At 68.5% G+C, this 14,624-nt stretch carries 9 protein-coding genes, 2 rRNA genes and 1 pseudogene; 11 read left to right on the top strand and 1 reads right to left on the bottom strand.

Annotated features, from left to right (window positions below):
• Window positions 1-192: 192 nt before the first annotated feature.
• The 5 genes from ACQP2X_RS36315 (at window position 193) to ACQP2X_RS36295 (ending at window position 8,143) form a co-directional block, all read left to right on the top strand.
• Window positions 193-3,304 (top strand): 23S ribosomal RNA (locus ACQP2X_RS36315).
• Between the two features lie 96 nt (window positions 3,305-3,400).
• Window positions 3,401-3,517: ribosomal RNA gene (gene rrf, locus ACQP2X_RS36310) — 5S ribosomal RNA — on the top strand.
• A 136-nt stretch (window positions 3,518-3,653) separates the two neighbouring features.
• A complete protein-coding gene (locus tag ACQP2X_RS36305; protein ID WP_498689690.1) occupies window positions 3,654-6,398 on the top strand; it encodes a tetratricopeptide repeat protein in 2,745 nt (914 codons plus the stop codon).
• On the top strand, window positions 6,395-7,393 hold the full coding sequence (locus ACQP2X_RS36300; protein WP_498689688.1) for an HAD-IIA family hydrolase: 999 nt from the start codon (window positions 6,395-6,397) through the stop codon (window positions 7,391-7,393). Before ACQP2X_RS36305 ends, ACQP2X_RS36300 begins: the two co-directional genes overlap by 4 nt.
• Before the next feature lie 81 nt (window positions 7,394-7,474).
• On the top strand, window positions 7,475-8,143 hold the full coding sequence (locus tag ACQP2X_RS36295) for a flavin reductase family protein (RefSeq protein ID WP_498689686.1): 669 nt from the start codon (window positions 7,475-7,477) through the stop codon (window positions 8,141-8,143).
• On the opposite strand, the gene ACQP2X_RS36290 is transcribed toward ACQP2X_RS36295, so the two are convergent.
• Window positions 8,097-8,432: an SCP2 sterol-binding domain-containing protein gene (locus ACQP2X_RS36290; protein WP_498689684.1), complete on the bottom strand. Its 336-nt coding sequence runs from the start codon at window positions 8,430-8,432 to the stop codon at window positions 8,097-8,099. The genes ACQP2X_RS36295 and ACQP2X_RS36290 overlap by 47 nt on opposite strands.
• Window positions 8,433-8,541: 109 nt before the next feature.
• Between ACQP2X_RS36290 and ACQP2X_RS36285 the strand changes: the two are divergent.
• The 6 genes and pseudogenes from ACQP2X_RS36285 to steA all read left to right on the top strand — a co-directional run.
• A pseudogene (locus ACQP2X_RS36285) lies at window positions 8,542-9,153 on the top strand (phasin family protein); the annotation flags it as partial.
• A 337-nt stretch (window positions 9,154-9,490) separates the two neighbouring features.
• Window positions 9,491-9,790, top strand: coding sequence for a hypothetical protein (locus ACQP2X_RS36280; protein WP_498689682.1), 300 nt, complete (start codon window positions 9,491-9,493; stop codon window positions 9,788-9,790).
• Between the two features lie 7 nt (window positions 9,791-9,797).
• Window positions 9,798-10,676, top strand: coding sequence for a TlyA family RNA methyltransferase (locus ACQP2X_RS36275; RefSeq protein WP_498689680.1), 879 nt, complete (start codon window positions 9,798-9,800; stop codon window positions 10,674-10,676).
• The gene (locus tag ACQP2X_RS36270) at window positions 10,673-11,560 is read left to right on the top strand and encodes an NAD kinase (RefSeq protein WP_498689678.1); all 888 of its coding nucleotides are present in this window, start codon (window positions 10,673-10,675) and stop codon (window positions 11,558-11,560) included. Before ACQP2X_RS36275 ends, ACQP2X_RS36270 begins: the two co-directional genes overlap by 4 nt.
• Before the next feature lie 43 nt (window positions 11,561-11,603).
• Window positions 11,604-13,352 carry a DNA repair protein RecN gene (gene recN, locus ACQP2X_RS36265; protein WP_498689675.1) on the top strand — a complete coding sequence of 583 codons (1,749 nt, stop codon included), beginning with the start codon at window positions 11,604-11,606 and terminating at the stop codon, window positions 13,350-13,352.
• A gap of 88 nt (window positions 13,353-13,440) precedes the next feature.
• Entirely contained in the window at window positions 13,441-14,619 is a 1,179-nt protein-coding gene (gene steA, locus ACQP2X_RS36260) for a putative cytokinetic ring protein SteA (RefSeq protein WP_498689674.1), read from the top strand.
• The last annotated feature ends 5 nt before the right edge of the window (window positions 14,620-14,624 follow it).

The raw sequence follows: 14,624 nt of genomic DNA, 5'->3' as shown, positions 1-14,624 counted from the left end.
ACAAGATAGCACCCTGTTGGGTATCTGAAAGAACAACCTTGCCGGCCTGCGGGCCGGGGTTGTTTTTCAATGCCAGGCATGACCTTGCCAGGTAGACCGGCCACGATGGTGGTGCTGGTGCCTAGCGGTTGGGGTTGTGGGTTGGTCGTTGGTTGAGAATTGCACAGTGGACGCGAGCATCTTGTTTTCTGTGGTTAAGTTGTCAAGGGCGAACGGTGGATGCCTTGGCACCAGGAGCCGATGAAGGACGTGGGAGGCCGCGATAGGCCTGGGGGAGCTGTCAACCTAGCTGTGATCCCAGGGTGTCCGAATGGGGAAACCTGGCACGAGTCATGTCGTGTCATCCGCACCTGAATTCATAGGGTGTGTGAGGGGAACGCGGGGAAGTGAAACATCTCAGTACCCGTAGGAAGAGAAAACAACATGTGATTCCGTGAGTAGTGGCGAGCGAAAGCGGATCGAGCCTAAACCTTGTGCGTGTGATAGCTGTCAGGCGTTGCGCATGAGGGGTTGTGGGAGCTGTTCGAAAGATCTGACAGTCTTTCAGGGAGTTACAAAATCAGAGGTTAGTTGAACGGTGTGGGAAAGCCGGCCGTAGAGGGTGAGAGCCCCGTAAGTGAAAGTCTCTGATCTCCTTACAGATTTCCCGAGTAGCAGCGGACTCCTAGAATCTGCTGTGAATCTGCCAGGACCACCTGGTAAGGCTGAATACTTCCTGGTGACCGATAGCGGACGAGTACCGTGAGGGAATGGTGAAAAGTACCCCGGGAGGGGAGTGAAATAGTACCTGAAACCGTTCGCCTACAATCCGTCAGAGCCTGTTAAAGGGTGATGGCGTGCCTTTTGAAGAATGAGCCTGCGAGTTAGTGGCATGTGGCGAGGTTAACCTGTGTGGGGTAGCCGTAGCGAAAGCGAGTCTGAAGAGGGCGTTTTTAGTCGCATGTTCTAGACCCGAAGCGGGGTGATCTAGCCATGGGCAGGTTGAAGCGTGGGTAAGACTGCGTGGAGGACCGAACCCACCAACGTTGAAAAGTTGGGGGATGACCTGTGGTTAGGGGTGAAAGGCCAATCAAACTCCGTGATAGCTGGTTCTCCCCGAAATGCATTTAGGTGCAGCGTCGTGTGTTTCTTGCCGGAGGTAGAGCACTGGATGGTCTAGGGGGCCTACAAGCTTACCGAAATCAGCTAAACTCCGAATGCCGGTAAGTGAGAGCGCGGCAGTGAGACTGCGGGGGATAAGCTTCGTAGTCGAGAGGGAAACAGCCCAGATCACCAGCTAAGGCCCCTAAGCGTGTGCTAAGTGGAAAAGGATGTGGGGTCGCTTAGACAACCAGGAGGTTGGCTTAGAAGCAGCCATCCTTTAAAGAGTGCGTAATAGCTCACTGGTCAAGTGGTTCCGCGCCGACAATGTAGCGGGGCTCAAGCACACCGCCGAAGCTGTGGCATTCACACAATACATCCGCTCAACTCTTCGGGGTTGGGTGCAGTGGTGTGGATGGGTAGGGGAGCGTCGTGCTACCAGGGAAGCGGCGGAGTGATCCAGCCGTGGAGGTTGCACGAGTGAGAATGCAGGCATGAGTAGCGAATGAAGGGTGAGAACCCCTTCCGCCGGATGACCAAGGGTTCCAGGGCCAGGCTAATCCGCCCTGGGTGAGTCGGGGCCTAAGGCGAGGCCGAGAGGCGTAGTCGATGGATAACGGGTTGATATTCCCGTACCCGCAAAGGAACGCCCAAGACGAACCTCACTGTACTAACCACCTCAAGTGCCGGCGGTCTTCGGATCAATGGTAGGCGAGCTGGGATCTTGGTGGGTAGTAGTTTAGTGATGGGGTGACGCAGGAAGGTAGATGATCCCAGGCGGTGGTTGTCCTGGGGTAAGCGTGTAGCCCGTGTCATAGGTAAATCCGTGACACATGATGGGTGAGACGTGATGCCGAGCCGTTTCAGGTGAAGTCATTGATCCTATGCTGCCGAGAAAAGCCTCTAGCGATGTTCCGAGCGGCCCGTACCCTAAACCGACACAGGTGGTCAGGTAGAGAATACTAAGGCGACGGGTGAACTGTGGTTAAGGAACTCGGCAAATTGCCCCCGTAACTTAGGGAGAAGGGGGGCCGGACGCGTGAAGCCACTTGCTGGTGGAGCGTGGTATGGCCGCAGAGAGCAGGGGGAAGCGACTGTTTACTAAAAACACAGGTCCATGCCAAGTCGTAAGACGATGTATATGGACTGACGCCTGCCCGGTGCTGGAACGTTAAGGGGACCTGTTAGCTCTTCGGGGCGAAGCGGAGAACTTAAGCGCCAGTAAACGGCGGTGGTAACTATAACCATCCTAAGGTAGCGAAATTCCTTGTCGGGTAAGTTCCGACCTGCACGAATGGCGTAACGACTTCCCCACTGTCTCAACCACAGGCCCGGCGAAATTGCAGTACGAGTAAAGATGCTCGTTACGCGCGGCAGGACGGAAAGACCCCGGGACCTTTACTATAGCTTGACATTGGTATCCGAATTTAATTGTGTAGGATAGGTGGGAGCCGGTGAAGCTTGGACGCCAGTTCGGGTGGAGGCAATCTTGAAATACCACTCTGTTGGGTTTGGGTATCTAACTTGCGGCCCTGATCGGGTCGAGGGACAGTGTCTGGTGGGTAGTTTAACTGGGGCGGTTGCCTCCTAAAGGGTAACGGAGGCGCCCAAAGGTTCCCTCAGCCTGGTTGGCAATCAGGTGTTGAGTGTAAGTGCACAAGGGAGCTTGACTGTGAGACTGACGGGTCGAGCAGGGACGAAAGTCGGGACTAGTGATCCGGCACTTGCGTGTGGAAGCGGTGTCGCTCAACGGATAAAAGGTACCCCGGGGATAACAGGCTGATCTTCCCCAAGAGTCCATATCGACGGGATGGTTTGGCACCTCGATGTCGGCTCGTCGCATCCTGGGGCTGTAGCAGGTCCCAAGGGTTGGGCTGTTCGCCCATTAAAGCGGTACGCGAGCTGGGTTTAGAACGTCGTGAGACAGTTCGGTCCCTATCCGCCGTGCGCGTTGGATACTTGAGAAGGGCTGTCCCTAGTACGAGAGGACCGGGACGGACGAACCTCTGGTGTGCCAGTTGTCCCGCCAGGGGCACGGCTGGTTGGCTACGTTCGGAAGGGATAACCGCTGAAAGCATCTAAGCGGGAAGCTCGCTTCGAGATGAGGTATCCCACCACCTTGAGTGGGTAAGGCTCCCTATAGACGATGGGGTTGATAGGCCGGAGATGTAAGCCAGGTAACTGGTTCAGTCGACCGGTACTAATAGGCCGAGGGCTTAACCACCCTAAACTTATGAGCGCGTCCACTGTGTGATTCACAGCAAACGAACAACCACCCCTCACCAGGTGAGGGTTGCTGGTTTGTTCCGCTGATGGTTGTTTCGGTGGTCATAGCGGAGGGGAAACGCCCGGTCTCATTCCGAACCCGGAAGCTAAGCCCTCCAGCGCCGATGGTACTGCACTCGGGAGGGTGTGGGAGAGTAGGACGCCGCCGGACTCAACGTAGACAGCCGAGGGCCGCTCCGAGACGGAGTCGGCCCTCGGCTGCTTTTGTGTGTCTGCCCCCGAGTAACTTTGAGTGTTGAGGCTTGCCCGCCATACCGAGGGCCCGCCGTACCGGAAGGATTTGATCCGTGACTACAGGACCCCAGGACGGCGGCTCCGGCCCCCGCGATGACGACCGCCAGGCCGGCCGCGGCGGTGACCGCGACCGCGGTGGCTTCCGGGGCGACCGGAACGATCGCGGAGACAGAGGCGACCGGGGCGGCGACCGCGACCGTGGTGGCTACCAGGGCGGCGACCGCGGCGGTTTCCGCGGTGGCGACCGTGACCGTGGTGGTTACCAGGGCGGTGGCGACCGTGGTGGATACCGCGGCGGCTCGTCCGGCGGCGACCGTGGTGGATATCGCGGTGGCTCCTCCTCCGGTGGTGACCGGGGCGGCTTCCGTGGTGGCGATCGTGACCGTGGTGGCTATCAGGGTGGTGGCGATCGGGGCGGTTTCCGTGGTGGTGACCGTGACCGTGGTGGTTACCAGGGTGGCGGCGACCGCGGTGGCTTCCGTGGTGGCGATCGTGACCGTGGTGGTTACCAGGGTGGCGGCGACCGGGGCGGCTTCCGTGGTGGCGACCGCGACCGTGGTGGCTATCAGGGTGGCGGCGACCGTCGTGGAGTTTCCGGTGGCGACCGTCCGCAGGGTGGTGGCGTCCGCGGTGACCGGGGTGACCGGCCGCAGGGCGGCGGCTTCCGGGGTGACCGGGGTGACCGGCCCTCGTACCAGGACCGGGGCGGCGATCGCGGTGGGTTCCGTGGTGGTGACCGTGACCGTGGTGGTTACCAGGGTGGCGGCGACCGCGGTGGCTTCCGTGGTGGCGATCGTGACCGTGGTGGTTACCAGGGTGGCGGCGACCGGGGCGGCTTCCGTGGGGGTGACCGTCCCCAGGGCGGTGGCTTCCGTGGGGGCGACCGCGAGCGGCCGTCGTACCAGGACCGGGGTGACCGTCCGCAGGGTGGCGGCTTCCGGGGTGACCGGCCCTCGTACCAGGACCGGGGCGGCGACCGCGGCGGGTTCCGTGGTGGCGATCGTGACCGTGGTGGTTACCAGGGTGGCGGCGACCGCGGTGGCTTCCGTGGCGGAGATCGTGACCGTGGTGGTTACCAGGGTGGCGGCGATCGCGGCGGGTTCCGTGGTGGCGACCGTGACCGCGGTGGCTACCAGAACCGTGACGACCGCGGTGGCTTCCGTGGGGGTGACCGTCCGCAGGGCGGTGGCTTCCGGGGCGACCGCGAGGGCGGCGCGCCGCGCAGTGGCTACCAGGGCGACCGGGGCGGGTTCCGCGGCGGTGACCGTGACCGTCCGCAGGGCGGCGGCTACCAGAACCGTGACGACCGCGGTGGCTACCGTGGTGGCGACCGTGACCGTGGGGGCTACCCGGGTGGCGGCGACCGGCCGGGCAACCGCAGTGGCGGTGGCTTCCGGGGCGACCGTCCTTCGGGCGACCGTCCGTACGGTGACCGGCCCCAGCGCGACCGGGGTGACCGGCCGCAGGGCGGCGGCTTCCGCGGTGACCGGGGTGACCGTCCGCAGGGCGGCGGCTTCCGGGGTGACCGGGGCGACCGGCCCTCGTACCAGGACCGGGGCGGCGACCGCGGTGGGTTCCGTGGCGGCGACCGTGACCGCGGTGGCTACCAGGACCGCGGTGGCTACCAGAACCGTGACGACCGGGGCGGCTACCGCGACCGGGACGACCGTGGGCCGGTCCGGGACGAGCAGGGCGGCGACGAGCAGGCCTTCAAGGCGCCGGAGATTCCCGAGGAGATCCAGGCGACCGACCTCGACCAGGACGTGCGGGCCGAGCTCGTGTCGCTGGCGCGGGACATCTCCGACAAGGTCTCGCGGCACCTCGTAGCGGCCGGCCAGATCATCGACGAGGACTCCGAGCTGGCTCTCCAGCACGCGATCGCGGCTCGGCGCCTGGCGTCGCGGATCGCTGTCGTGCGCGAGGCGGTGGGTCTGGCGGCGTACGCGGCGGGTGACTGGACCACGGCGATCGCCGAGCTTCGGACGTACCACCGAATGACCGGACGCCAGACGCACCTGGCCGAACTCGCCGACTGCGAGCGGGCGCTGGGGCGTCCCGAGCGGGCCATCGACCTGTTCCGCGGCGCCGACATCGAGAAGATGGACAAGTCCGGCGCGATCGAGCTGCTGATCGTGGCGGCCGGTGCCCGGGGCGACCTGGGTCAGCACGACGCGGCGGTCGCGATGCTCCAGGTGCGCGAGCTCACCGCCGAGGAGGACGCCGACTGGGCGGCCCGGCTGCGTTACGCGTACGCCGACGCCCTGCTGGCCGCCGGCCGGCGCGACGAGGCCCGCGAATGGTTCGCCCGCGCCGCCGCCGTCGACGAGGACCAGCTCACCGACGCGGCCGAGCGCCTGCTCGAGCTCGACGGGGTCACCATCGAGGGCGACGACGAGGACGAGGACGCCGAGGCGCCCGCCGACTCGGCCACCGCCCGCGACGGCGACGACGACGAGGACGAGGACGACCGCGACGAGGACGCGCGGGATTCGTACGACGCGGACGACGAGTTCGACGAGGACGACGACGACCGCGACGACGACCGCGACGAGGTCGACGCCAAGTCCGACGACTACGACGACTCCGACGCCGCCGATGAGGACGACGACGAAGACGACGAAGACGACGAGGACGACGAGGACGAGGACGACGAGCCGGTCGCCGTCGCCGAGACGGACGTGAACACCGACCCGGTCGAGAAGAAGCAGGGTGACGCCAAGACCGGCGACGTTCCCGCCGTGAGCTTCTCCGCCGTCGAGGACGAGCCCACGACCGAGGGCAAGAAGCCCCAGGAGTGAGCGAGCCCCTGGTCGCCGGCTACGACCTGGTCGTCTTCGACCTGGACGGCGTCGTCTACCTGATCGACGAGCCGATCGCAGGCGCCCCCGAGGCCATCGGGCGCCTGCGATCGTCGGGTGTCGCCGTGGCGTACGCGACGAACAACGCCTCTCGCCGAGCCCCCGACGTAGCCGCAGCCCTCACCAAGATGGGCGTGCCCGCCGCGCCGGCCGAGGTTCTCACCTCGGCCGGCGCCGCGGCGTCCCTGCTCGCCGGGAAGCTCCCGGCCGGCGCCCCCGTCCTCGTCGTGGGCGCCGAGGCTCTCCGGGCCGAGGTCCGCGACGCCGGCCTGACCGTGGTCGAGACCGCGGAGGAGAAGCCCGCCGCGGTGGTGCAGGGCTACGGCCCCGACGTCGGCTGGCGGGTCCTGGCCGAGGCTTCCCTGGCCGTACGGGCCGGCGCCCTCTGGGTGGCCACCAACACCGACCGCACCCTGCCCAGCCCCCGGGGACCGCTCCCTGGAAACGGTTCGCTGGTGGCCGTACTGCGGACGGCCTTGGACCGTGACCCCGACCTGGTCGTGGGAAAGCCGGAACCGGCCCTGTTCACCACAGCCGCCGCACAGGCACACGTGAAGCGGCCCGTGGTGGTGGGCGACCGCCTGGACACCGACATCCAGGGCGCCGTCACCGCCGGCATGGACAGCCTCCTGGTCCTGACCGGGGTGAGCACCCCGGCCGACCTGTTGGCGGCCACCCCGGACCGCCGCCCCACTTTCGTGGCCGCCGACTTGTCCGGCCTTTTCGCCCCGGCCGACGACCTCCGCGTGCCCGGCGAGCCCACCGGCGGCTGGACCCTCAGCCGCGACGGGGACAGCGCGAGCCTGGACGGCTCGGGTGACCCGCTGACCGCCCTGCGCGTGCTGTGCTCCGCCACCTGGGACGGCGTGGCCGTGACTTCCCTGCGGCCGGCCTCGGACGCCGCCCGCGATCTGTTCCGGACCTGGTCCCTGTAGCGCGACGCGACGTCCGAAAGCCGCCAGCTTTGTGGAACGGGCCGGGTGAGCATGGAGTCTCGATCGGCTTGGGAGGCTCTTGTGCACGTCGTGCCTGGACTGAAAGTTCTCTACTTCGGCACCCCGGTGGTGCTGCTCAGCACGGTCAACCCGGACGGCACCGCCAACCTGGCGCCCATGTCGTCCGCGTGGTGGCTGGGGCAGACGGCGGTGCTGGGAATGGGGGATCGCAGCCAGACCGCGGCCAACCTGTGGCGGGAGCGGGAGTGCGTGCTCAACCTGCCCTCGTCGGCCATGGTGTCGGCGGTGGACCGGATCGCGATGACGACCGGGCGGCCCGACGTGCCCTCGGGGAAACGGGCGCAGGGCTATCGGCACGTGGCCGACAAGTTCGCGCTCGGTGGGCTCACCCGGCAAGCCTCCGAGCTTGTCGCGCCGCCCCGGGTCGCCGAGTGCCCGATCCAGCTGGAGTGCCGGGTGACGGGCACCCATCCGCTCACCGAGCCCGGGCTGCGCGCGACCGCCTATCAGGTCGAGGTGCTCCGGGCGCACGTCGACAAAGATCTGATCATTGAGGGTACGGGCTACGTGGACCCGCTGCGGTGGGATCCGCTGATCATGAAGTTCACCGAGTTCTTCGGTGGCGGTGTCAACGTGCACCCGTCCCGCCTCGCCGAGGGATGGCGAATGCCTCCTTTGGACCTCAGAGGAGCTTGCGCAGCTTCAGCAGGTCGAACGGATTGGCCTTGATCTGAATCTGGCGGGAGGCGATCGCGCGGGTCACGTCGAGCTCGCCGCGCAGCAGGGCCAGCAGGTTGTCGCTGTCCGCGGTCAGGGCGATCTTGGCCTTCGGGTCGTCGCCGTCGGTGATGTCGACCAGGCGGCCGCCGGTGAGGCGGGCGTGGAAGGCCGTTCCCAGGTCGGGCACGCGGCAGGCCAGCGTGCGGTCGAAGTCGAGCTTGCCCTGGGTCTCGGCGTTGCGGTCGAGCTTCGCCGCCAGGGCGTGCAAAGCGTCTCGGCACTCGTCCACGGTGGCCATCTGGAACCCTTTCTCGCGACACCCGGTCCGGGTACCGGACCGTACCTCACGAAGTCTCCCCGACCTCCCGGTAGCGTTGCACCCGACGAGCCGCGAGAGGAGCGGAAAAATGCCGGACGCATGGCGGGCGTATCTGGACCTTGCCCTCGGACTGACCGAGGCGCCCCGCAAGCGCGCCCAGAAGGTGGCGGGCGAGTTGGTCAGCAAGGGCGGGGCCACGGCCGCGCAGTTGCAGGGGCTGGTGGACGATCTGCTGTCGGCCGGCGTGGCCAACCGCGAGGCGCTGACCAATCTGGTGCGCTACGAGGTCGAGCGGGCGCTCAACGTGGTGGGTCTCGCCACCGCCGAGGAGGTCACCGAGCTCAAGACGCGGCTGCGTGACCTCGAGGACCAGCTGAAGCTGGCCGAGGACAGCGGCGTCGGCGGTGGGGCGACGGGCGGCACGAGGCTCGACGAGCCGGCGCCGTTGCCGCGCAAGGTGGCCAAGAAGGCGGCCGTGCCGAACGCGATGCCGTCGGCCGGCACGACGCCGGCCGCGCCGCTCGCGAACACGTCGCGGGTCCCGGGCGCGCCGGCCACCAACGCGCCGGCCAAGAAGGCGGTCGCCAAGAAGGCTGTGGCGAAGAAGGTTCCGGCCGAGGAGACGGCCACGGCCGGCGCCGCGCCGATCCCGCCCGCCAAGAAGGCCGTCGCCAAGAAGGCCGTAGCCAAGAAGACCCCGGCTGCGGAGACCGCCACGGCCGGAGCTGTTCCGGTCGGGCCGGCGAAGAAGGCGGCGATCGCGGAGGCGACGACGCCCAGCGCCGCCATCAAGAAGGCGGCCGCGAAGAAGGCGGCGGCGAACGGCCCGGTCGCGCCGGGCGAGCCTTCGAAGAAGCCGGCGAAGAAGGCTGTTGCCAAGAAGGCGGCCACGAAAGCGCTGCCGTCGGCTCCGGCGGGCACCGCCGAGGCACCGACCGCTGCTGTGCGGGACGCCGCGGCGGGGACGGTTCTGCCGCCGCTGAGCGCTCCCGAGACGCCGGCGCCGGTCGAGAACAAGGCTCCGGAGGCATGAGGCGATGACGTTCCCGTTCAAGCCGGGTCCGCCGCCGGGTGGGTTCCGCCCCGGTCCGCCGCCCTCGCCCGCCGGGTTCCGGCCCGGGCCGCCGCCGTCGCATCAGCCGACGCCGCCGGTGTCGCATGGTGAGGCGTTCGCTGAGGCCAGTGGGCAGATCGTGGAGGAGACCGGTCATCCGGCCGTCGACGCCGTGCTGAAGGCGCTGGAGAACGCGAGCCGGCTCGCCCCGGCCGAGCAGATCGCCGAGTACGAGGCGGCCCACCAGGTCTTCCAGGAGACGCTGGCGAGCATCGATCGGTGAGCGTCTGATGGCCAAGAGAGCCCGACTCGACGCCGAGCTGGTGCGCCGCAAGCTGGCCCGCTCGCGTGAGCAGGCCGCGCAGCTCGTCGAGGCCGGCCGGGTGCAGGTGCGGGGCACCGTGGCCCGCAAGGTGGCGGCCATGGTCGACCCGGCCGATCCGGTGCTGGTGACCGGGGAGGACCCGGCCACCGAGTACGTGTCGCGTGGCGGGCACAAGCTGGCCGGCGCGCTCGAGGCGTTCGGTCGTGACGGCCTGACCGTCACCGGCCGGCGGTGTCTCGACGCCGGCGCCTCGACCGGCGGCTTCACCGACGTGCTGTTGCGGGCCGGCGCCGGGCGGGTCGTCGCCGTCGACGTCGGATACGGTCAGCTCGCCTGGCCCATCCGCACCGATGAGCGCGTCGACGTCCACGAGCGCACCAACGTCCGTACCCTCACGCCCGAAGTGATCGGCGGGCCGGTCGATCTGACCGTCGCCGATCTGTCCTTCATCTCGTTGCGGCTCGTGCTGCCCGCGCTCGCCGCGTGCACGAAGGACGACGGTGATCTCGCGCTGATGGTCAAGCCGCAGTTCGAGGTCGGCAAGGATCGTGTGGGCGCCGGTGGAGTCGTACGGGAATGGCCTCTGCGGGCCGAAGCCGTCCTCGATGTCGCCGCCGCCGCGTGGGAGCTGGGGCTGGGTACGCGAGGGGTGACCGCGAGCCCGCTGCCCGGGCCGAGCGGGAACGTCGAGTTCTTCGTGTGGTTCCGGCGGGACGCGCCGCAAGCCGATCGTGCGGAGATCGAAAGAGTGGTCGCCGCCGGGCCCAAGATCGGGGTAGCTTCGCACGCGCCGGAGCACCCGCCGGAGCCTGACCCGGCCGCCGCCCTTTTGGAGGACTCATGACGCGCTCGGCCCTGCTGGTCACCCACACCGGCCGGCGGCAGAGCACGCAGCACGCCCGGACCGTGGCCCGCGACCTGCTCGCGGCCGGGTTCGAGGTGCGCGTGATCGCCGAGGAGGTGGCCGATCTCGATCTGCCGCCCGAGGTGACGGCGGTGAGCGGTCCCGCCGCCGCCGAGGGCGTCGAGATCGTGCTGGCGCTCGGCGGCGATGGCACCTTTCTGCGCGCGGCCGAGCTGGCCCGCCCGATCAAGGCGCCGCTGCTCGGCATCAACCTGGGCAAGGTCGGGTTCCTGGCCGAGGCCGAGATCGAGCACATCGACCAGGCCGTCAAGGAGGTGGTCGACGGGTCGTACAAGGTGGACGAGCGGTTGACCCTCGACGTCCGGGCCGAGTACGACGGACGGCTGATCGCCGAATCGTGGGCGCTGAACGAGGTGAGCGTCGAGAAGGGGCAGCGGGCGCAGATGCTCGAGCTGCTCGTCGACGTGGACGGGCGGCCGCTGGCCCGCTACGGCTGTGACGGTGTGGTGTGCGCCACTCCGACCGGATCGACGGCGTACGCCTTCTCCGGTGGCGGCCCGGTCGTCTGGCCCGAGGTCGAGGCGCTGCTGCTGGTGCCGATCAGCGCGCACGCCCTGTTCAGCAAGCCGCTGGTCACGGCGCCGACGTCGACGTTCGCGCTGACCGTCGACCCGTACACGTCGTTCGCGGTGCTCTGCTGCGACGGCCGCCGCACGTGGGACCTTCCGCCGGGTGCGAAGGTCACGGTCGAGCGCGGTCAGTTGCCCGTACGGCTCGTCCGGCTCGCACCCAGGCCTTTCACCGATGTTCTGGTCGCCAAATTCGCGCTCCCGGTGGAGGGCTGGCGAGGCAATCGAAGGTGACCGCAGTGGGCGATTGTCGGTGGGGACCGATACTGTCTGCCCTGTGCTGGAGGAACTGCGGATCACCGGGCTCGGTGTCATCGATGACACGACCCTGCGGCTGACGGCGGGCATGAACGTCATCACCGGTGAGACCGGTGCCGGTAAGACGATGGTGGTGACCGGTCTCGGCCTGCTGTTCGGCGGCCGGGCCGACGCGGGCCGGGTGCGCAACGACCCGGGGCGGGCCGTCGTCGAGGGCCGGCTGCGCCTGGGCGGCAAGCTCGGCGACGAGGTGCGCACCCGCATCACCGACGCCGGGGCCGAGGTCGACGAGGACGGTTCGGTGCTGCTGAGCCGCACGGTGACCATCGAGGGCCGGTCACGGGCCCACGTCGGCGGCCGCAGCATGCCGGTGGCCATGCTGACCGACATCGGCGAGCGGGTCCTGGCCGTGCACGGCCAGTCCGACCAGCTGCGCCTGCTGCGACCGGCCGAGCAGCGCGGCGCCCTCGACCGGTTCGCCGGCCCGGAGCACGAGAAACTTCTGGAGACCTATCGGGAGGCGTACGGCCGGTGGCGTGCCGTCGTCGACGATCTGGCCGACCGGCGGCGCAACGCCCGCGACCGGGCGCAGGAGGCCGACCTGCTCAAGCTGGGCCTCGACGAGATCAGCCGGGTCGATCCGCAGCCGGGTGAGGACGAGGAACTGCGGGCCGAGGTCCAGCGGCTCGAGCACGCCGAGGGCCTGCGGGTGGCGGCCACGATCGCGGCTCAGGCGCTGGCCGGCGGGGTCGAGGTCAGCGACGAGACCCCCGACGCCACGCAGCTGCTGGGCACCGCCCGGCGCACCCTCGAGGCACAGGCCGAGCTCGACGCGTCGCTGGGTGAGCTGGCCGGCCGCATCGAGGAGGCGGCCACCCTGGTCGGCGACGTCGCCTCCGAGCTGTCGACCTATCTGGGCACGCTCGACGCCGACCCGGCTCGCCTGGAGCAGATCTACGAGCGGCGGGCCGCCCTGCGCAGCCTGACCCGCAAATACGCCGACGACGTCGAGGGCGTCATCGCCTGGGCCGACAACGCGCGCACCCGGCTGTCGCAGCTCGACTCCTCCGACGAGCTGCTGGAAGAGCTCGACAAGGAGCGCCAGCGGCTCGCGGCCCAGGTCGGCGAGCTGGCCGAGCGGCTCACGGCGGCCCGCTCCGAGGCTTCCGGCCGGTTCTCCGAGGCGGTCAGCGTCGAGCTGGCCGGTCTGGCCATGCCGCACGCGCGGGTCGAGGTGGCCGTGCTGCCGCGCAACGCGGGCAAGGACGAGCCGAGCGTCGGCGACCTCGCGGTCGGCCCCGATGGCGCCGACGAGATCGAGCTGCGGCTGCTGGCCCACCCGGGCGCGCCGTCGCTGCCGTTGCAGAAGGGCGCGTCCGGCGGTGAGCTGTCCCGGGTGATGCTGGCCATCGAGGTCGTCTTCGCCGGCGCCGGCGGTCCCGAGACGCTGGTCTTCGACGAGGTCGACTCCGGCGTAGGCGGCACGGCGGCGGTCGAGATCGGCCGGCGCCTGGCCCGTCTCGCCCGCACCCACCAGGTGCTGGTGGTGACCCACCTGCCGCAGGTGGCGGCGTTCGCCGACCGCCATCTCGTGGTCGCCAAGGACACCGGCGGCGCCATCACGACCAGCGGCGTGCGGATCGTCGAGGAGACCGAGCGGGCCCGTGAGCTGGCCCGCATGCTGGCCGGCCTGCCCGACTCCGACCTCGGCATCGCGCATGCCGAGGAGTTGCTGGCCGTCGCGGGCCGCGAGAAGTCGGGAAGGTGACGATCACGGGGGCGTTATGCCCCTTTTGTGGGTGAGATCGCGCATGTCGCGTGCGAGGCGCGTGATCCGGCGTGTCAGGATGGCCGTGATGCGACTTCCCACCCTGCGCCGCACCCGGAGCACCGATCCCGAGGCGATCACCGGCACCGCCCGGCTCGACCGGCGGACCAAGCGGCTGACCGGCCGGCTCCGCCCGGGCGAGATCGCCGTGATCGATCACGTCGACATCGACCGGGTGGCCGCCGACGCGCTCGTCGCCGTCGGCGTCAAAGTGGTGCTCAACGCGAAGCCGTCGATCTCCGGCCGCTATCCCAATCTCGGCCCCGAGGTCCTCATCAAGAACGGCGTGCTGCTCGTCGACGACCTCGGTGAGGAGGTCTTCGAGCGGCTGCACGAGGGCGACCAGATCGTCGTCGAGGGCGACACCGTGCTGCTCGACGGCGAGGCCGTGGCCACCGGCGTCCGGCAGGACACCGAGACCGTGGCCCGCTCGATGGCCGACGCCCGCGAGGGACTGTCCGTGCAGCTCGAGGCGTTCGCCGCGAACACCATGGACTATCTCAAGCAGGAGCGCGACCTGCTGCTCGACGGCGTGGGCGTGCCCGACGTGCAGACCCGCATCGCCGGGCGGCACGTGCTGATCGTCGTGCGCGGTTACGACTACAAGGACGACCTCGACGTCCTGCGCCCGTACATCCACGAGTACAAGCCGGTGCTCATCGGGGTGGACGGCGGCGCCGACGCGCTGGTCGAGTCGGGCTACACCCCCGACATGATCATCGGTGACATGGACTCGGTGACCGACGACGTGCTGCGCTGCGGCGCCGAGGTGGTCGTGCACGCCTATCCCGACGGCCGCGCCCCGGGCCTGGAGCGGGTGCACAAGCTCGACGTGCCCGCGTTGACCTTCCCGGCCGCGGCCACCAGCGAAGACCTGGCGATGCTGCTGGCCGACGACAAGGGCGCCACGCTCATCGTCGCCGTCGGGACCCATGCCAACCTGGTCGAGTTCCTCGACAAGGGCCGCGGCGGCATGGCCTCGACGTTCCTGACCCGGCTCAAGGTCGGTGGCAAGCTGGTCGACGCCAAGGGCGTGAGCCGGCTCTACCGGCAGGGCATCTCCGGGTCGGCGCTGCTGCTCCTCGTGCTCTCGGCGATGGCCGCGATGGCGTCGGCCGTCGCGGTGTCGACGGTCGGCAAGGCGTACCTCACCGTGGTTTCCGAGTGGTGGGACAATCTGGTCTTCCAGCTCGGTCACCTCTTCTAAGGGCT

Origin of the sequence: Actinoplanes sp. CA-131856, assembly GCF_050956135.1 — a bacterium.
GTDB lineage: Bacteria > Actinomycetota > Actinomycetes > Mycobacteriales > Micromonosporaceae > Actinoplanes.
This window is presented reverse-complemented; position numbering and strand designations above follow the sequence as displayed.